The sequence below is a fragment of the Rhodococcus yunnanensis NBRC 103083 genome, assembly GCF_001895005.1.
Lineage (GTDB): Bacteria > Actinomycetota > Actinomycetes > Mycobacteriales > Mycobacteriaceae > Rhodococcoides > Rhodococcoides yunnanense.
In genome coordinates, this window is sequence record NZ_BCXH01000002.1 from 424,205 (window position 1) to 443,460 (window position 19,256).

Genomic DNA, 19,256 nt, shown 5'->3' on the forward strand with positions numbered 1-19,256 from the left:
CAGCTCGGGTCGGTCGCTGGCAGTAGTCTTCTTCGGTGCCGTCGAAGTCCGAACTCCCCACCGTGCCCGCATTGCTGAAGACTGCCGTGCACGCGTTGGGCGGGAAGGAACGAAGCAACCAGCTGACCATGGCGTCGGCAGTGGCGCACTCGATCGACACCGGCGAACATCTGGCGGTACAGGCGGGCACCGGTACCGGCAAATCGCTCGCCTACCTGGTTCCGAGCATCAGGCACGCGGTCGAATCCGGCCGCACGGTCGTTGTGTCCACCGCCACCATCGCATTGCAACGCCAGCTCGTCGATCGTGACCTGCCGCGGCTCGCGGATGCGTTGAAAGATGCCGTCGGACGTCGACCGAAGTTCGCGATCCTCAAGGGCCGCAACAACTATCTGTGCATGAACAAGATTCACACCGGCGCATCCGAGGAGGCACCGGAAGCAGAACTGTTCGACGCGTTCGCCGTCTCGCGTCTCGGGCGCGAGGTGGTCCGGTTGACCGAGTGGTCATCGGACACCGATACCGGCGACCGCGACGACCTGACCCCCGGAGTGAGCGATCAGGCGTGGCGACAGGTCAGCGTCAGCGCCCGCGAATGCCTCGGGAAGTCTCGGTGCCCGGTCGGTGAGGACTGCTTCGCCGAACGAGCACGCACCGAAGCATCCCAGGTCGACGTCGTCGTCACCAACCACGCATTGCTCGCCATCGATGCGATCACCGGAATCCAGATCCTCCCCGAGCACGATGTCGTCGTCATCGACGAGGCCCATGAGCTCGTCGATCGGGTCACCGGAGTCGCCACCTCCGAGCTGTCCGCCGCGACCGTCTCTGCTGCCGCGCGGCGCTGCACCAAGATCATCGAGGAGGAAACGGTCGACGAGATGGAGGGCGCCGCCGAGAACTGGGCGGCCGTTCTCGACGACATGCCGCCCGGACGGTGGGCATCGCTGCCGGACGGCGTCGACGCCGCGCTCGCCTCGATCCGCGATTCGGCGTGGGCGGCACGCACTGCCATCGGGCCCGCCCGATCCGGGCAGGCGACGCTCGACCCCGAAGCCGCTGCTGCTCGAAACGCTGCGCTCGTGGCCGTCGACGAGGTGCACGACAGCGCCGTCCGGGTGCTCACCGCGTTCGACGAACCCGATCCGGCGAAGCGCAAGGACGTCGTCTGGCATGCCGTCGACGATTTTCGCGGGTCGGTCAAGCGGACGGTACGGATGGCGCCGCTGTCGGTCGGCGGGCTGTTGCAGTCTCGTTTGTTCGCCGAGTCCACCGTTGTGCTGACGTCGGCGACACTCACGGTCGGCGGCTCGTTCGACGGCCTCGCCGTCAACTGGGGGCTGCCTGCGGAGAACTCCGCGCGCAGCGACACGGCCATGGCGTCGGGAGCGGAGGCGCCGTCGGACACCGCGTCGATCCACTGGAACTCACTCGACGTCGGCTCCCCGTTCGACCACGCGAAAGCCGGCATACTCTATGTTGCCAAACATCTTCCGCCGCCGGGACGCGACGGATTGTCGGCGCAGTACATGGACGAGATCGAAAGTCTCGTCACCGCTGCCGGCGGCCGAACCCTCGGCCTGTTCTCGTCGATGCGTGCGGCGAAGGCCGCCGCGGAGGAGATGCGCGAACGCCTGAGCACACCCGTGCTGTGCCAGGGCGACGACTCCACGGGCGCGCTGGTGAAGAAGTTCGCCGACGACGAGGCCACCTCGCTGTTCGGAACGCTGTCGCTCTGGCAGGGCGTCGACGTTCCCGGGCCGTCGTTGAGTTTGGTCATTCTCGATCGAATTCCGTTCCCGAGGCCCGACGACCCGCTCCTGGTCGCCAGGCAGCAGGCTGTCCAATCGCGCGGTGGCAACGGATTTCTCGCAGTAGCAGCAAACCACGCAGCATTGCTGCTCGCCCAGGGAGTCGGGCGCCTGCTGCGCAGCGTCGACGACCGAGGCGTCGTCGCGATGCTCGATTCGCGTCTTGCCACTGCGCGTTACGGCGGTTACCTGCGAGCCTCGTTGCCCCCGTTCTGGGAAACGTCCGATCCCGAGGTGGTGCGCAAGGCACTCACTCGATTGGCGGACACTCAGCAACGATGAGCTACGGGTTCGGCGACGCCACCAGGCCGAGTTCCGAATCGCCGGCGAACAATTCGTGATGCGGAAGTACCCGAACGGTGTAGCCGACCGCCCCGCTGACCGGTAGCGCGGTGTCGGTGGCGAACACCTCGCCGAGCGAATCGGTGCCGGTGTGCGTCATCGGCTCGTACCGGATGTCGGTCAAATCGTCGGTCTCGGTGACCCTGCCGATCGCGGCTTGAACCACGACGTCCGACGGCGCGAGCCCACCGAGCCGGACGTACGCTCGCAGAGTCAGTTTCGCGCCGATGACGGGTGTGTCCGGCAGCCCCTCGCTGTCCACCTGCACCACCTCGACGGAATTCCAGGACTCCTCGACGCGCCGTCGATAGATCGCCAGATCCCGTGCGCCGGCGTGGCCGTCGGCATCGACGGTGCGCGCCGCCCGCGCGGCCGGAACGTAGTAACCGAGCGTGTAGTCACGAACCATTCTCGACGCCAACACCTGTGGCCCGAGTTGCTCGAGAGTGTGCCGAACCATCTCGATCCACCGCGTCGGAATCCCGTCGGTGCGGTCGTAGAACTTCGGCAGTACCGATTGCTCCAGCAATTCGTACAGCGCGGCTGCTTCCAGGTCGTCGCGTCTGTTCTCGTCCGTGACGCCGTCGGCTGTCGGTATGGCCCAACCGTTCTCGCCGTCGTACATCTCGTCCCACCAACCGTCACGGATGGACAGATTCAGCCCGCCGTTCAGTGCCGACTTCATACCCGACGTACCGCACGCCTCCAACGGCCGAAGCGGATTGTTGAGCCAGACGTCGCAACCCCAGTACAGGAACTTGGCCATCGACATGTCGTAGTCGGGCAGGAACACGATCCGGTGGCGCACATCGGCCTGATCGGCGAATCGAACGATCTGTTGGATCAACGCCTTTCCGCCGTCGTCGGCGGGATGCGACTTGCCTGCGACGACCAACTGCACCGGCCGATCCGGGTCGAGAAGTAGCCGACGCAGCCGCTCGGGCTCACGCAGCATCAGGGTCAATCTCTTGTACGTCGGAACCCGTCTGGCGAAGCCGACGGTCAGCACGTTCGGATCGAACACTCCTGCTGTCCAACCGATTTCGGCCTGGGTCGATCCTCGCTCGAGTGACGATCGCCGGACGCGGCGGCGGACCTCCTGGACGAGTTGGCCACGCAGTTCGTTCCGGGTGGACCACAGCGTCGCCGAGGGCACACCTTCGAGCTGCTCCCAGCCGCGTGCCTCCTGCATCGCCTGCTCGCCGACAGTCTCGTGTGCCAGTGCCAGCCACTCACGGGCTGCCCACGTCGGCGCGTGGACGCCGTTGGTGACCGAACCGATCGGTACCTCGGCGGCGTCGAAGCCACGCCACAGGTCACTGAACATCTCACGGCTGACGATTCCGTGCAGCTTGGATACCCCGTTGGCACGCTGTCCGAGCCGAAGACCCATGTGCGCCATGTTGAAAACGGAACGATCGGCCTCCGCGCCGAGAGCGAGAATTCGCTCCATCGGAAGACCTGGCAACAACGCCGACTCTGCACTCCCATCGCTGCTGCCGAAGTAATGCCGCACGAGGTCGGCGGGAAATCTGTCGATGCCTGCAGGGACCGGGGTGTGCGTGGTGAAGACGGTACCTGCGCGTACCGACGCAAGGGCCGAATCGAAATCGAGCCCCCCGCCGGTGACGAGTTCTCGGATGCGTTCGGCACCGAGGAAGCCCGCATGACCCTCGTTCATGTGGAACACCTCGGGCGACGGCAGCCCGTGTGCACGGGTGTAGGCGCGCACGGCGCGAACGCCGCCGATACCGGCCAGGATCTCCTGCTTGATGCGATGATCCTGATCGCCTCCGTACAGGCGGTCGGTCACCCCGCGCAGCTCCGGATCGTTGTCGGGGATGTCGGAGTCCAGCAACAACAACGGCACCCGGCCGACCTGTGCGATCCATACCCGCGCGCGCAGCACCCGCGAACCCGGCATGGAGACATGTATGAGGACGGGCGCGTCGGACGAGTCCGTCAACAGACGCAGCGGCAAACCTTGCGGATCCAACGACGGATACCGTTCTGCCTGCCACCCGTCGGCCGTCAACGACTGACGGAAGTATCCCGATCGATAGAGCAGGCCGACGCCGATGAGCGGCAATCCCAGGTCCGATGCCGCCTTGAGATGATCGCCGGCCAGAATTCCGAGTCCGCCCGAGTAGTTGGGCAGCACCTCACTGACGCCGAACTCCATCGAGAAGTAGCCGATTCCCGTCGGCAGAGTCGCATCGTGATCCTGCTGCTTCTGGTACCACAGCGGCCGCGCGAGGTAGCTCTGCAGATCCTCGGCGAGCCGGTCCAACCGATCGACGAAACCCGTGTCCGAGGTCAACTCCTCGAGTCTGGCAGGCGCGACGGCACCCAACAGACCGATGGGGTCGCGGTCGAGTTCGGACCACAGGAGCGGGTCGATCTCCTCGAACAATTGCTGGGTCGGCGGGTGCCATGACCAGCGAAGGTTTGTCGAGAGCTCGGCTAGGGCATTCAGGCGCTCGGGCAGGTGGGCTCGGACAGTGAACCGACGCAAAGCTTTCACGGATCGAACCCTACCCACCCGAAGCACCCGATGTACCGACTTGCCGATCTCGTCCGACAGAAGCGGAGCCCCGGTTACTGCACTACGGTTGGCATGGACAGCACGCCGATCAACAGTTACTCGAACGGTCGCATCGAATGCGGCCGAAGTCTCTAGCGAAGAACGGAGCGTGAAGTGACAGGTCGACTCGGTATCGACAATGTCCTTCCAGACACGACTACCGGAAAGTACCCCGCCAAAGCAGTGGTGGGGGAAGCATTTCCGGTTTCGGCGGACGTATGGAGAGAAGGACACGACGCAGTCGCTGCAACTCTTGCGGTGCGCGGCCCCGGTATCCGTACTCCCTTGCGCATCACCATGACACCGGGCCGTGAACCCGACACGTTCGACGCCGTGTTCACCCCGACGACTCCCGGGTACTGGATCTGTCGCATCGAAGCATGGAGCGACCCGATTGCCACGTGGCGCCACGCGATCGAGGCCAAGCTGGGGGTCGGCCAGAATGCATCCGAACTTGCGAACGATCTGGAGATCGGTGCGCGCCTGTTCGAGCGTGCAGCGAAGAACGTGCCGCGCGGGGACCGATCCCTGTTGACCGATATCGCCGCCGCACTGCGCGACACCGACCGGCAACTGCCCGCTCGCGTCGCGCCTGCGTTCACTCCCGCGGTCGCCGAGCTGCTGTTCCTGCACCCGTTGCGTGAACTCGTGACACGGTCGTCGGCGATCAACATCTGGGTCGATCGCGCACGAGCACTGAACGGCGCGTGGTACGAGTTCTTTCCTCGCTCGACCGGCGGCTGGAACGACGACGGCACACCGCGTCACGGTACGTTCGCCACGTCCATCGAGCAGCTCCCCAGGGTCGCACGCATGGGATTCGACGTCGTCTACCTGCCTCCCGTTCACCCCATCGGGGTCATCAATCGAAAAGGGCCGAACAACACCCTGACTCCTGGTCCCGAGGACGTCGGCTCACCGTGGGCGATCGGCTCGAAGGACGGCGGGCACGACGCACTGCATCCCGAGTTGGGTAGCGAGGCCGACTTCCGCGCGTTCGTCGACGCGGCCCGCGCGCTCGACCTGGAAGTTGCTTTGGATCTGGCGCTGCAAGCTGCACCCGATCATCCGTGGGCAGCCGCGCATCCCGAGTGGTTCACGGTTTTGCCGGACGGGACCATCGCGTACGCCGAGAATCCGCCGAAAAAGTATCAGGACATCTATCCGGTCAATTTCGACAACGACCGCCGCGGCATCTACGCGGAAGTTCTCCGCGTGGTTCGCCACTGGATTGCGCTGGGTGTCAAGATATTTCGGGTGGACAACCCGCACACCAAGCCACCGGACTTCTGGGAATGGCTGATCGCCGAGGTCAAGAAGAGCGATCCGGACGTCTTGTTCCTCGCCGAGGCGTTCACCCGGCCGGCGCGCATGTACGGACTCGCGAAGCGTGGCTTCACGCAGTCGTACACCTACTTCACCTGGCGTGTCGCCAAATGGGAGCTCACCGAGTTCGCCGAGGAACACGCCAGACGCAGTGACGACGCACGCCCCAACCTGTTCGTCAACACACCGGACATCCTGCACGAGAGTCTGCAGCACGGCGGTCCGGGGATGTTCGCACTGCGGGCCGCGCTGGCCGCGACCCTGTCTCCGACGTGGGGCGTGTACTCCGGTTACGAACTCTACGAGCATCAGGCGGTACGGGAAGGCAGCGAGGAGTACTTGGATTCGGAGAAGTATCAACTCCGCCCTCGTGACTTCGAAGGTGCACTTGCCCGCGGCGAGTCGCTCGAGCCGTGGTTGACGGCACTGAACGCGATCCGGCGTGCCCATCCGGCGCTACAACAGTTGCGCAACATCCACTTTCACTCCGTCGACAACGACGCTCTGATCGCGTACTCGAAGTTCGACCCGGCGACCGGCGACTCGGTACTGGTGGTGATCAATCTGAATCCGTTCGGACCGGAAGAAGGCACCATCCGGCTGGACATGCCACAGCTCGGACACGACTGGCACGATAGTTTGACGGTCACCGACGAGGTCAGTGGTCAGCAATTCAATTGGGGACAAACCAATTTCGTGAGACTCGAGCCGTGGAAGTCGGTGGCGCACATTCTGTCGCTACCGCCTGTCCCCTACCCGGCACGACTCGAACTGGCATATCGCGGCAACCGGAAGTGAGTGGGAACCCGAAGTGACCGACAACCCGACGAAACCCGACATCGCACCTCCGAGCACTGGCGACCTCGATCTGATCGCCGGAGGACGACACTACGATCCGCACTCGGTGCTCGGCGCACACCCGGTTCCAGGCGGGACCGCGATCCGCGCGCTCAAGCCGAACGCCGAGTCCGTCGTCGCCCGCATCGGCGGCGTCGACCATCCGTTGACACACGTCGCACACGGTGTCTTCAGCGTCCTCGTGCCGATCGAGGATCTGATGGACTACCGACTCGTCGTGACGTGGCCCGGCGGGCACACAGCGGAGTCGGCCGATGGATATCGGTTCCTTCCCACACTCGGCGAACTGGATCTGCACCTGTTCGGCGAAGGTCGGCACGAGCGCCTGTGGGACATCCTGGGTGCGCACCAGCAGAATTACACCACTCCCGACGGCGACGTCAGCGGTACATCCTTCGCTGTATGGGCTCCTGCCGCAGCCGGAGTCACCGTGATCGGCGGCTTCGACGGATGGACCGGGCAGAGTTGGCCCATGCGCGCGCTCGGATCGACGGGCGTGTGGGAGCTTTTCGTGCCGGACATCGGCCCCGGCACCATCTACAAGTACCGAATCCTCGGCTCGGACGGCATCGCACGCGACAAGGCCGACCCGATGGCGTTCGCCACCGAGATTCCACCCGCTACCGCGTCGGTGGTGACGAGCTCGACGTTCGAGTGGTCCGACGACGAGTGGCTTGCCACCCGCGCCGGCATCGAGCCGACGCAGGCACCGATGAGCGTTTACGAGATTCACCTCGCGTCCTGGCGCCCCGGGCTCGGATATCGAGAGCTCGCGGCGCAGTTGGCCGAGTACATTCTCGAGACCGGGTTCACCCATGTCGAGCTGTTGCCGGTGGCCGAGCACCCGTTCGGCGGCTCGTGGGGTTACCAGGTCACCTCCTACTACGCACCGACGTCGAGGTTCGGTAGCCCCGACGACTTCCGATTCTTCGTCGATCATCTCCACGACGCCGGTATCGGCGTCATCGTGGACTGGGTTCCCGCGCACTTCCCCAAGGACGAATGGGCGTTGGCTCGCTTCGACGGCGGCCCGCTGTACGAGCACGGCGACCCGCAGCGCGGCGAGCAACTCGACTGGGGCACATTGGTTTTCGACTTCGGACGACGCGAGGTGCGCAACTTCCTCGTCGCCAACGCGTTGTACTGGCTCGACGAGTTCCACATCGACGGCCTCCGGGTCGACGCGGTGGCCTCGATGCTGTACCTGGACTACTCACGCCCCGAGGGCGGCTGGACCCCGAACATCTACGGCGGCCGCGAGAACCTCGAAGCGGTGTCTTTCCTCCAGGAGATGAACGCAACGGTCCACAAGAAGTTCACCGGCGTCGTGACCGTCGCCGAGGAGTCGACCGCGTGGCCGGGCGTCACGCGCCCGACCAACGTCGGTGGGCTCGGCTTCAACATGAAGTGGAACATGGGCTGGATGCACGACACGCTCGGTTTCCTCGGGCGCGATCCGATCCATCGCACGTACCACCATCACGAGATCACGTTCTCGCTGGTGTACGCGTGGAGTGAGAACTATCTCCTTCCGATCAGCCACGACGAGGTCGTGCACGGCAAGGGCACTCTGTGGACGCGTATGCCCGGTGACGACTACGCGAAGGCGGCCGGCATGCGCGGTCTGCTCGCGTACATGTGGGCGCACCCCGGCAAACAGCTGCTGTTCATGGGCCAGGAGTTCGGGCAGACCCGCGAATGGTCCGAGGAACGCGGGCTCGATTGGTACCAACTGGACGAGAACAACGACGGCGGGCTGCACCGAGGGGTACTGACGCTGGTCAGCGACCTCAATGCGGTCTACCGCGAGCACTCGGCCCTGTGGACCCTCGACACCTCTCCCAGTGGCTACTCGTGGATCGACGCCAACGACACCGAGAACAATGTTCTCAGCTTCCTGCGGTACGGATCCGACGGGTCCGTGGTCGCGTGTATCTTCAATTTCTCGGGTGTCACACGAGGCGACTATCGTGTCGGACTACCGGAGCCTGGGCGCTGGACCGAGATCCTCAACACGGATGCAACCTCGTACGGCGGTTCGGGGATCGGCAATCTCGGCGAGGTAACGGCTACATCGCACTCGTGGCACGGCCGACCGGCTTCTGCTCAGGTCGCGCTCCCGGCCAACGGCGCGATCTGGATCAAACTGGAGCGTTAGATGAGTGGCGGTCGTACCCGACACACACTGTGGATGACCGCCCTGATCACAATGGCAGTTCTGGCCGGTTGCAGCCAGACGGTGAACGGGCTCGCGGTGTCGATCTACGAGAATCCGTTCACCGTGGCCGGCTTACCGGTCACCGATGGGCCCAGTGGGCCGCGGCCGGGTGCACTGGATTCGACACTCGAAGTCAGGGGCGCCGAAGGCACCGACTCCGACATCATCGCCACGAACGCCATCGACGACATCCAGCGGTACTGGTCCGAAACCTACCCGGAGCTGTTCCAGGGTCAACGCTTCACACCCGTGTCCGAGTTGATCTCGTGGGACGCCAGCGAGGACGAGGGCAGCGGACCGCGATTCTGTGGAACGCGCACCGGCGGCGTTCCCAACGCGGCGTACTGCACGCGGGATCAGACCATCGGGTGGGACCGCACCATTCTGCTTCCGGCCCTGATCGACGCGTTCGGTCCGATGTCGGTCGTCATGGTCATCGCGCACGAGTACGGCCACGCCGTGCAGTACCAGTCCGCTCTCGCCGGCGACGACACTCCGACGATCGTCGCCGAGCAGCAAGCCGACTGTTTCGCCGGCGCATTCATACGGCATGTGGCCGAAGGCGATTCACCGCATTTCACCATCAACACCTCCGACGGACTCAACGGTGTGCTCGCCGCGACCGTCGCCGTCCGTGACGTCGATCCTAACGACCCCGAGTCGGTTCACGGATCCGCGTTCGAACGAGTCACCGCAGTTCAGATCGGATTCACCGACGGAGCCGCGGCATGCACCGGCATCGACGAGGCAGAAATCGAGTCCCGTCGAGCGGACCTGCCGCAGAAATTCAGCAGTACCGACGACGACGGCGAACTACCGGTCACAGTGGAAACGCTCGAGGCATTCGTCCGGTCCTTCGAAAGTCTCCTCGCACTGCAGAATCCGCCGACAGTCACCTACGACGGCACCGACACCGGCTGCCCCGAGGACACCTCGACCGAACCGGTGTCCTACTGTGCGTCGACCAACACCATCGGCGTCGACGTCGATGCACTCGCCCAACTGGGCACAGCAGAACGACCACGCCGGGGCGACGTGATACCGCTCAACGTATCGGGCGACTACAGTGCATACGTTCTGTTCGCGTCCAGATACACCCTTGCCGTGCAACACGAAGCGGGTCAGGCACTCGACAATCCACAGACAGCGCTGCGATCGGCGTGCCTGTCCGGGGTCATCACAGCCGGGTTGAGTGCCGAAAGACTCGATGCGGCACCGGAACTAGAGGTATGGCTCTCCCCCGGCGACCTCGACGAGGCCGTGTCCGGCCTGCTGAGCGACGGCCTGACCGCCAGCGACATAAACGGCGTCACCCTGCCGAGCGGGTTCTCCCGAGTCGACGCTTTTCGATCGGGAGTACTCGGCGGACGCGAAGCCTGCAACGTTCGATACCGCTGAGCGACGCCGTGTCAATAGAGCGCCCGGTCAGTAAAGCGCATCTCCAGTAGAGCGCCCCGTCAGTAGAGCGCCCCGTCAGTAGAGCGCCCCGTCAGTAGAGCGCCCCGTCAGTAGAGCGCCCCGTCAGTAGAGCGCCGAGGCCAACTTTCGGCGAGCCGCCACCACGGCCGGGTCTGCGGCGTCGAACAACTCGAACAACTCGAGCAGGCGCGTCCGTAGCAGGTTGCGCTCGTCACCCGCAGTTCTCTTGATACCTGCGATGAGCCGCGCAAACGCCGCCTCGGGATCCTGTTGCGACAGTTCGACATCCGCTGCCTCGATCTGGGCGGCGACATCGGACGGCGTGGCATCCGCGCGCTCGACCGCATCCGCGTCGACGTTCTGCACTCGCGCCAAGAACTTGACCTGACGCAAAGCTGCCTGCGCTTCGGTATTGGCAGGTTCGGCGTCGACGATCGCCTGGTATGCCGCGATGGCCGTGTCGAAGTCGCCGTCTTCCAGCGCTTCCTCGGCTGCGACGAGACGGGGATCCTCGACCTCGGGCTCGTCCTCGGCACCTGCCGCTCCGGGAGGTCCAGTGAGCTTGCCCGCCGTAGCCTGCGCGATGGCTTCGAGCCAGTTCCGCAGCTGGTCGTCGGGCTGCGATCCCTGGAAGTCCGCGAGTGGCTGCCCGGCTGCGACTGCGACGACGGTCGGGATTGCCTGGACGCCGAACGCTTGTGCGATCTGCGGGTTGGTGTCGACGTCGACGCGGGCATGAATCCACGCCCCGTTCGCCTCGACGGCCAACTGCCCGAGCTGCCGCGTCAGGGCGACCGACTGCGGCGACCGAGCCGAACCCAGATCGACGACGACGGGCACCTGTGTGGACCGTTGCAGAACTTCCGCCTCGAACGTCGCCGCCGTCACATCGACGATGGGCGCGAGGCCACCTTCTCCTGCAGCTCCATCCGCAGACGGCGGAGGCGCGGGACGATCTTTCAGCCCCGAGAGATCGACAGCGCCGGCGATGGAGGCCGGAACTGCTGCTGGCGGACGGGCTGACGAGCGAGAACCGGGACGAGTCACGTCGTACAGTTTGTCACTAACCCGGTTCTGTCACTACCGCCGGACTCCGTTATGCGAGTTCGGCGGTCTTGGCCGGAGTGGGCTGCGAGGTGCTCAGCTCACCGAGCTTGCCCGTACGCGCGGCCCAGACCTCGAACACCACCGTTCCGAACGGCGGAATGCTCGCAGCGAGCGCGATCAGGGTGGTGACCACGTTCCACTTGAGCTTCATGGCCGTGACCACCGTGACGAGCAGGTAGATCATGAAGACCGCACCGTGCACCATCCCCGGGATTCGGACGGCGCCGTCGTTCTGTGGGTCCGGCAGCCATTTGAATCCCATCGCTACGATGAGGCCGAGCCACGTGAGGGCTTCGAGAACTGCGATGAATCGGAAGCGTGTGGCCGTCGTGCTCAGGTCGAAGAAGTTCCGCATGTCAACTATTGTGCCCGAGATCTACGACGCGATGTAGTGGCTCTGGTCTCACCGTGATCGTGCTGAACCAGAGCCACCACGTCCGTTACTTCTTGGGTACGCGGATGATGAGGGCGTCGCCTTGTCCGCCGCCGCCGCAGAGTGCGGCTGCGCCGATTCCGCCGCCGCGGCGCTCCAGTTCGAGTGCGAGGTGCAGTGCGATACGTGCCCCGGACATTCCGAGTGGGTGCCCGATCGCGATGGCGCCGCCGTTGACGTTGACCTTCGACTCGTCGATACCGAGCTCGCGTGCCGAGGCGATCCCGACGGCCGCGAACGCTTCGTTGATTTCGATGAGATCGAGATCGGCCGGGTCGATGCCTTCCTTGGTGCAGGCTGCGACGATGGCCCGTGCCGGTTGGGACTGCAGCGACGAGTCCGGTCCGGCGACGACGCCGTGGGCTCCGATTTCGGCGATCCAGTCCAGCCCGAGTGCTTCGGCTTTGGTTTTGCTCATCACGATCACCGCGGCGGCGCCGTCGTTGATGGTCGAGGCGTTGCCTGCGGTGATGGTGCCGGTCTTGGAGAACGCTGGGCGCAGTCCTGCCAGGGTGTCGGTGGTGGTGTCGGCGCGGATTCCTTCGTCGCGGGCGAAGACGATCGGCTCGCCTTTGCGTTGCGGGATCGTGACGGGGACCACTTCGTTGTCGAAGATGCCGTTCTTCCATGCCGCGGCGGCGCGTTGATGGGAGGCGGCGGCGAAGGCGTCTTGTTCTTCGCGGGTGGAGGCGAGGTCGCCGTTGTTGCGTGATTCGGTCAGTCCGCCCATGGCTTGGTCGGTGAAGATGTCGTAAAGGCCGTCGTAGGCGAGGTGGTCTTTGAGGGTGACGTCGCCGTATTTGAATCCGGCGCGCGATTTTTCGAGCATGTGAGGTGCCTGGGTCATCGATTCCTGTCCGCCGGCGACGACGATGTCGAATTCGCCTGCGCGGATCAGTTGGTCGGCCATGGCGATGGCGGTGACTCCGGACAGGCAGACCTTGTTGATGGTCAGTGCGGGGACGTCCATCGGGATTCCTGCTGCGACGGCGGCTTGGCGGGCGGGGATCTGGCCTGCGCCTGCGGTGAGGACCTGTCCCATGATGACGTATTCGACGGATTCGGGTGCTATCCCGGATCTGTCGAGGGCGCCTTTGATGGCGATACCGCCGAGTTCCGAACCCGACAGATCCTTCAACGAACCCATCAGGCGTCCGACAGGGGTCCGAGCCCCGGCAACGATGACAGAAGTGACCACGAAGTTCCTCCAAACGATTTACATGACAAGTTGATCAGCAGTCGCACAACGGCCCCGGTGAGCAGTGAGATGCGACTGGCGCTAACGTCGACTCTATGACCTCCACCACCCAGTCCCCGACGGGGCTCCCACTTCGATCCGACCTTGTGACGGCAATAGATCATGTCGGAATCGCCGTACCCGATCTCGATGTAGCCATCGCGTGGTACTCCGAACACCTCGGCATGATCTCGACCCACGAAGAAGTCAACGAGGACCAGGGCGTCCGTGAAGCGATGCTCTCGTTCCCGGGTGCAGGCTCGGATTCCGCTGCACTGCAGTTGCTTGCGCCGCTGAACGAGGACTCGACCATCGCGAAGTTCATCGGGCGAAACGGGCCGGGTCTGCAGCAGCTCGCGTACCGGGTCACCGACATCGAGGAGATCTCCACCGAACTGCGCTCCAGGGGCGTTCGGTTGTTGTACGACGCTCCCCGACGCGGAACCGCCGACTCACGCATCAATTTCATTCACCCGAAAGACGCAGGTGGCGTACTCGTCGAGCTCGTCGAACCGGCAAAAAACCCGGTTCATTGACCGACCGTATGGCTCTCGAACCTACGCACCGGTAAATTGACCGCCATGGCCAACGAGCAAGAGCGCACCGGGGTGCAACTTCCTTTTTCCCTCGTCCGAAAAGGGTTCGACCGCGACGAAGTCACGAACTATTTCGAACGCTTCGACGCGGAGCTGCGGCTGACCACCGCCGATCGAGACGCAGCCGCCGCACAAGCTCGTGACCTGGCGAAACAACTGGACGACGCCCGCGACGAGATCGACGAGCTGCGCAAGGACATCGACCGACTGTCCGTGCCGCCCACCACGGCGGAGGGCATGAGCGACCGGATCTCGCGGATGCTGCGGCTCGCATCGGACGAAGCGTCCGAAGTACGGGCCAAGGCACACGCGGAGTCCGAGGAAATGGTGTCGGTCGCCGAGCAGGAGAGCGCCCGATTGCGCGGGCGTCACGAATCGCTCGTCGCCGAACTCGAAGAACGCCGGTCCGCGCTCGAAACCGAGCACGAGCAGACAATGGCCCAGGCCCGCACCGAAGCAGCACGCGTGGTCGAAGCTGCTCAGTCCGAGCGTGATCAGCTCGCGGCCGAGTCCGAGGCCAAGCGCGGAAAAGTCCAGGAAGACTTCGAAATCACCATGGCCGAGCGTCGCACCAAGATCTTGGCTGCACTCGAGGACCTGGAAGCGTCGAGCAAAGCCGACGCCGCGCACCGTATCGAGGAGGCGACGACGGAGTCGACTCGACGCCTGCAGGCTGCCACCGAACAAGCAGAGCGCCGCATCGCCCACTCGAAGGAACTGGCCGAGGAACTGCGCGTCCTTCGCAGTCGAGTTCTTGCCCAGCTGCTCGGGATACGCGGCCAGCTCGATTCGGTACCGGCGATGCTCGCGTCGGTCAATCGCGAGAGTGAACTGTTGGACACTCCTGATTCCAACGGTGCAGGCAGAGAAGAGAAGTCGGCGAACGACTCGGTCGATCTGAACAAGGAGAAGGCCGACTCCTCGTCCTGACATGGAGGCCGAGGCGTTGGTCGACGGCCAGCGCCTCATAGGTCTGCCGATAGCTCGTCAGCGGATGGCTCGTCACTCGCAGCCGCGACGCGGGTTCAGGACCAGCGTCGTGTCAGCCCGCGGGTAGCCCGGCCCGACCAGCATCCGGTGTGCCAGTGGCGACGATTCTCCGGCCCGCCGAGATCGGCTGCAGGCCAGGCGACGATATGTGACACCCCAGGCCTCACTTCATGGTCACAGCCCGGGCAGCGATACGTCTTGGTGGCTCGGTTTCCCGGCACCATCCGCGTCGTGAACTCCTCGTCCGACAGGCCTGCCGGACCGTCCTCGATGCGCGCGCCACCCATCAACGAGTCAGGGCGCGACTCTCGCGAACCGGAGTTCTTCCGATTCGACTTGCGGTCGTGGTTCCGTCGAGGCACAGGTCAAGTGTAAAAGAACGATTCAGAACAGCCGGAACTCGGTGCTGTCGGTGCCACGGAGGACGTCGTAATCCAGCGTGAGGCATCGAATACCCCGATCGTTGGCGAGAGTCTTGGCTTGCGGCTTGATGCTCTGCGCCGCGAACACTCCGCTGACCGGCGCGAGAATCGGGTCGCGGTTCAGCAATTCGAGATACCGCGTCAGCTGTTCGACGCCGTCGATCTCGCCGCGCCGCTTGATCTCCACTGCCACGGTCGCCCCATCGGCGTTGCGGCACAGGAGGTCCACGGGCCCGATTGCCGTCATGTACTCCCGTCGGACGAGTGTGTAACCCGCACCGAGTGTCTCGACGTGCTCGGCCAGCAGCTCCTGCAGATGCGCCTCGACTCCGTCCTTCACCAGGCCTGGATCGATCCCGAGCTCATGACTCGAATCGAGTTCGATGTCGTCGAGGGTGATGCGAAGTTCCTCGCCCGCCTTGTTCGTCACGACCCACCTCGTGGTGCCGTCCTCCGTCGTCTCCGCCATCCAGCACGGTGGGCTCATCCAGTTCAGCGGCTTGTAGGCGCGGTCGTCCGCATGCACGCTGACCGAGCCGTCGGACTTGACCAGGAGCAGTCTTCGGGCGGGTGGAAGGTGAGCGGTGAGACGGCCGACGTAGTCCACTTGACACCGAGCAATTACGAGACGCACTCGACCACCCTAAGGCAGGCCGACCGCTAGTCTGTGACGACCATGCCGCAACCGAGACGATCCGTCGCCCCTCTAGGATCACGCCTTCTCGGCGACACCTCAGAATCTCCCCGTCGACGCCGTGTGCGGGTCCAATTGCTCCTCACCACATTTCTGCTCGGTGCCAATCTGATCGGTGCCGTCATCGTCGGGTCCCTGGTGAGTGTGGTCGTGCCGGGTCCCGACGTGCTCGACCTGACCAAGTTCTGGTGGGTCAACTTCATCGTCATCCCGATATATGTCGTTCTCGCATTCGCCGTCGGAGTGCTGTGGGGAACAACTCGCGCATTGCGGGCGCTCCGCTGGGCTATCGAGGACCGCAAGCCGACTCGCAAGGAACAGGTCAGCACCCTGTCCATGCCCTGGCAGCTGACCCGCGTCCAGATCGTCCTGTGGACGGTCGGTCTGATCCTGATCACGACGATCGACGGAATCATCGACCCGCAATCGATTCCCAAGGTGGCATTCACGATCGGCGCGGGCGGAACCGTCGTCTGTGCGTTCAGTTATCTTCTGAGCGAGTTCGCGCTCAGGCCGGCAGCCGCCAGAGCGCTGGAAGCCGGCGATCCGCGACGCATACGAATTGCCGGCGTCATGGGTCGATCGATCCTGTCGTGGATTCTCGGCACCGGGGTGCCGGTCACCGGGCTGATGATCATCGCGATCTTCAGTTTCATCCGGCCCTACGCCTCCGATGCCACTCAACTGGCCGTCGCAATCCTGTCGCTGGGCGGCATCACACTCGTCTTCGGTCTGTTGCTCACCCTCCTCGGCGGATTCGCAACGACCGCACCCATCCGGAACGTCAGGTCCGGCATGGCCGAGGTGGAGCGGGGAAACCTGAACGTGCACCTCGCGGTCTACGACGGCACCGAACTCGGTGAACTTCAGAGCGGATTCAACCGCATGGCCGACGGCGTCCGCGAACGCGAGAAGATTCGCGACCTGTTCGGACGCCATGTGGGGCACGAAGTCGCCGAGGCCGCACTGAACAAGAACCCAGAGCTGGGCGGTGAGGAACGAGACATCGCAGTGTTCTTCATCGACCTCGTCGGATCCACCGAGCTTGCTGCAACGCGACCACCGACCGAAGTCGTCGAACTGCTCAATCGTTTCTTCGCGGTAGTTGTCGACGAGGTCGACGACCACGGAGGATTCATCAACAAATTCGAGGGTGATGCGGCGCTCGCCATCTTCGGCGCGCCCGGGGACTTGGAGGACCACTGTGGCTCGGCACTAGCCGCGGCACGCAGAATCAGTGCACGACTTCGCGAGGAAGTTCCAGAATGCAGCGCTGCCGTCGGCGTCGCCTCGGGGCGTGCCGTCGCCGGAAACGTGGGCGCGAAGTCCCGCTTCGAATACACCGTCATCGGAGACCCGGTCAACGAAGCAGCTCGACTGTCCGATCTGGCCAAGAACGCGCCCGGCGCAATCCTGGCCTCGAAGGTCACCGTCGAACGCGCGACCTCCGCCGAGGCGGAGTGCTGGGAGTTCGGAGACAGCATCACCCTCCGCGGACGTTCGGCCGAGACAGTGTTGGCAAGTCCCGCTACCTGACTGCTCTTCAAGCTCACAAACGGGTGAAGGCATCGAGACCGCGCTGGAAGGCCGCAAGACGCTCTGCGAGTCCAGTGTGGCCACCGTTGACAAGCTCGGACACTCTAACGATTCCTGCGATGTCGGCTGCCTGGTTGAGGTGCCGCGAGGTCCAGTACCAGACGGCGGTGGTGAAGGCATATTCCGGCGCCGACACCAGCCAGGGGTTCGAGACGAAGTCGACGCCTGTGGCTTGGCTCATGCTTTCGTAGTTGTGGCGGCCGGTCACCTGGATGGCCCCGCGTCCCTTGTAGCGCTCCCCGTCACCGGGCTGATTGTTGCCCAGATCGGCGCGTCCTTCGTAGGCGCGCCCGGAGGCATACTCCTCGAACGTGCGAAATCCGTCGGACTCGACCAGCAGCTGCGCTACGAACGCAGCCTTCCGGATAGGGTTGTCGATTCCACCGCTGACCATCGCAGCATTCAGAGGGGCGACATAGGTCGCGAGCTTGTCCGCCGGGACCTGCGGCACGATCGCGCCGAGCTGCGCAGCCGTGATGAACGTCGGGGGCGGCGGTGGTGGCGGCGGCGCTTGCACCTCGGCGGCGTTGTCGTCGGCCGCCACAGCTTGAGAAGCGGCGTCCGCGGACTGCGACTGCTCACTGGCCTCTGCCGGCTGCCCCGAGTTGTCGGCGGTGGCAGCAGGAGCTTCAACCTGCTGCACGGTTGCCGCGGGAGAGCCTGCGGCCACCGTCTCGGTGATCACCGCCGCCGATGCGACGGGGATTGTGGCACCGATACCGGTGTGTTTGACACCGATGACGCTCGTGGCGAGGACGGTGGTCGCCGCGGCGGCAAAGCCGATTCGACGTGCATAGGTAGAAACGTACAAGGTCTTGCTCCAAGATTTCGGCCGAGTTCATCGGCCTGCTGTGACTGAGATACGGGTGCAGTCGGGAAGCTCGTGCCTCCGTATTGGTCACCAACGCGTCGCAAATGGGTCACAACCAGGTAACGGTCAATCGATCGAAGTTTCAAGGAATTGAGATGCAGAACACATTGACTAATTCCTCAGGCTGAGCATCACCCTCACCTGCGAAAGAACCCCACTGCCGCCACCACACTGCTACGTCGCACCAAGATCGACTCCCATCGCAGGGACACAGTCGACCGGCGGATGGAACGCGCTGGTCAGCTCCCGAAACCTCTGTGACTCAATGCCGTTCACCCATCCCAGAGCCAGAGCGATCCCACAGTGCGATCGGCACAGCGATACCTCCGCTCCGGCTCCGCACACCGGACGTGACTGCGCTCTGCCGACGATCGGTACATCGCATATCGTTCACAGTTCAAGCGCACGCGATGACCTAGATCACATTTCGATCACGCCGACTTCGCGAGCGAAATTGAGTATGTGACGACCGAATCTCGACGTATTGCGTGCGCATCTCGGCGCGCAAGCGCGCCTCAGCCGCCCGCGCGAGGAGTCGCCCCAGCGATCTTTGTTCCGCAGGAGGCTGTCGGCATCGATGCCGTCTACTAGGGGGTAAACCGATTCGCGGGGCCCTCGCCCGGCCCGCGGCTCCCGGGTGCGGCTGGGCTGCCCGTTCGTGATCAGCTGCCGCCGGCTGTGTGTGTGTGTCTCACGCACGGGGTGTGTGCCTCACGCACGGGTGTTCATGCGCGGACAGGCGCTGTGGGGGG

The 19,256-nt window shown here is 64.4% G+C and carries 14 protein-coding genes; 7 read left to right on the forward strand and 7 right to left on the reverse strand.

The window, feature by feature from the left end:
- Positions 1-35: 35 nt before the first annotated feature.
- On the forward strand, positions 36-2,093 hold the full coding sequence (locus tag RY1_RS06305) for an ATP-dependent DNA helicase (RefSeq protein WP_072802641.1): 2,058 nt from the start codon (positions 36-38) through the stop codon (positions 2,091-2,093).
- A 1-nt stretch (position 2,094) separates the two neighbouring features.
- Here RY1_RS06305 and glgP read toward each other — a convergent pair whose 3' ends face one another.
- Entirely contained in the window at positions 2,095-4,677 is a 2,583-nt protein-coding gene (glgP, locus tag RY1_RS06310; protein WP_072802642.1) for an alpha-glucan family phosphorylase, read from the reverse strand.
- Between the two features lie 174 nt (positions 4,678-4,851).
- Between glgP and RY1_RS06315 the strand changes: the two genes are divergently transcribed.
- The 3 genes from RY1_RS06315 to RY1_RS06325 are packed head-to-tail and all read left to right on the forward strand — an operon-like array spanning position 4,852 to position 10,537.
- Complete coding sequence (locus RY1_RS06315) at positions 4,852-6,861, forward strand: maltotransferase domain-containing protein (RefSeq protein ID WP_072802643.1); 2,010 nt, start codon at positions 4,852-4,854, stop codon at positions 6,859-6,861.
- A 13-nt stretch (positions 6,862-6,874) separates the two neighbouring features.
- Positions 6,875-9,079 (forward strand): 1,4-alpha-glucan branching protein GlgB, encoded by a 2,205-nt coding sequence (glgB, locus tag RY1_RS06320; RefSeq protein ID WP_072802644.1) that lies wholly within the window; start codon positions 6,875-6,877, stop codon positions 9,077-9,079.
- The gene (locus tag RY1_RS06325; RefSeq protein WP_072802645.1) at positions 9,080-10,537 is read left to right on the forward strand and encodes a neutral zinc metallopeptidase; all 1,458 of its coding nucleotides are present in this window, start codon (positions 9,080-9,082) and stop codon (positions 10,535-10,537) included. It abuts the gene before it with no gap.
- Positions 10,538-10,660: 123 nt separating this feature from the next.
- On the opposite strand, the gene RY1_RS06330 is transcribed toward RY1_RS06325, so the two are convergent.
- The 3 genes from RY1_RS06330 to RY1_RS06340 all read right to left on the reverse strand — a co-directional run bounded on the left by RY1_RS06330 (position 10,661) and on the right by RY1_RS06340 (position 13,296).
- Positions 10,661-11,548 (reverse strand): tetratricopeptide repeat protein, encoded by an 888-nt coding sequence (locus RY1_RS06330; protein WP_072802722.1) that lies wholly within the window; start codon positions 11,546-11,548, stop codon positions 10,661-10,663.
- A gap of 106 nt (positions 11,549-11,654) precedes the next feature.
- Complete coding sequence (locus RY1_RS06335; RefSeq protein ID WP_174565345.1) at positions 11,655-12,029, reverse strand: DUF3817 domain-containing protein; 375 nt, start codon at positions 12,027-12,029, stop codon at positions 11,655-11,657.
- Between the two features lie 76 nt (positions 12,030-12,105).
- Positions 12,106-13,296 (reverse strand): acetyl-CoA C-acetyltransferase, encoded by a 1,191-nt coding sequence (locus tag RY1_RS06340; protein ID WP_072802647.1) that lies wholly within the window; start codon positions 13,294-13,296, stop codon positions 12,106-12,108.
- 95 nt (positions 13,297-13,391) lie between these two features.
- On the opposite strand from RY1_RS06340, the gene mce reads away from it, so the two are divergent.
- Together mce and RY1_RS06350 are read left to right on the forward strand one after the other, a co-directional pair.
- On the forward strand, positions 13,392-13,871 hold the full coding sequence (gene mce, locus RY1_RS06345; protein ID WP_072802648.1) for a methylmalonyl-CoA epimerase: 480 nt from the start codon (positions 13,392-13,394) through the stop codon (positions 13,869-13,871).
- Between the two features lie 45 nt (positions 13,872-13,916).
- Complete coding sequence (locus tag RY1_RS06350) at positions 13,917-14,861, forward strand: coiled-coil domain-containing protein (protein WP_072802649.1); 945 nt, start codon at positions 13,917-13,919, stop codon at positions 14,859-14,861.
- A gap of 95 nt (positions 14,862-14,956) precedes the next feature.
- Here the strand turns inward: RY1_RS06350 and RY1_RS06355 are convergent, their stop codons facing one another.
- Both RY1_RS06355 and nucS read right to left on the reverse strand, forming a co-directional pair.
- Positions 14,957-15,283, reverse strand: a complete 327-nt coding sequence (locus RY1_RS06355) for an Rv1322 family protein (protein WP_072802650.1) — start codon at positions 15,281-15,283, stop codon at positions 14,957-14,959.
- A 22-nt stretch (positions 15,284-15,305) separates the two neighbouring features.
- Positions 15,306-15,977: an endonuclease NucS gene (nucS, locus tag RY1_RS06360; RefSeq protein ID WP_072802651.1), complete on the reverse strand. Its 672-nt coding sequence runs from the start codon at positions 15,975-15,977 to the stop codon at positions 15,306-15,308.
- A 42-nt stretch (positions 15,978-16,019) separates the two neighbouring features.
- Between nucS and RY1_RS06365 the strand changes: the two genes are divergently transcribed.
- Positions 16,020-17,573 carry an adenylate/guanylate cyclase domain-containing protein gene (locus RY1_RS06365; protein ID WP_072802723.1) on the forward strand — a complete coding sequence of 518 codons (1,554 nt, stop codon included), beginning with the start codon at positions 16,020-16,022 and terminating at the stop codon, positions 17,571-17,573.
- A gap of 13 nt (positions 17,574-17,586) precedes the next feature.
- On the opposite strand, the gene RY1_RS30515 is transcribed toward RY1_RS06365, so the two are convergent.
- Positions 17,587-18,444 (reverse strand): glycoside hydrolase family 19 protein, encoded by an 858-nt coding sequence (locus RY1_RS30515; protein WP_072802652.1) that lies wholly within the window; start codon positions 18,442-18,444, stop codon positions 17,587-17,589.
- Positions 18,445-19,256 lie beyond the last annotated feature (812 nt).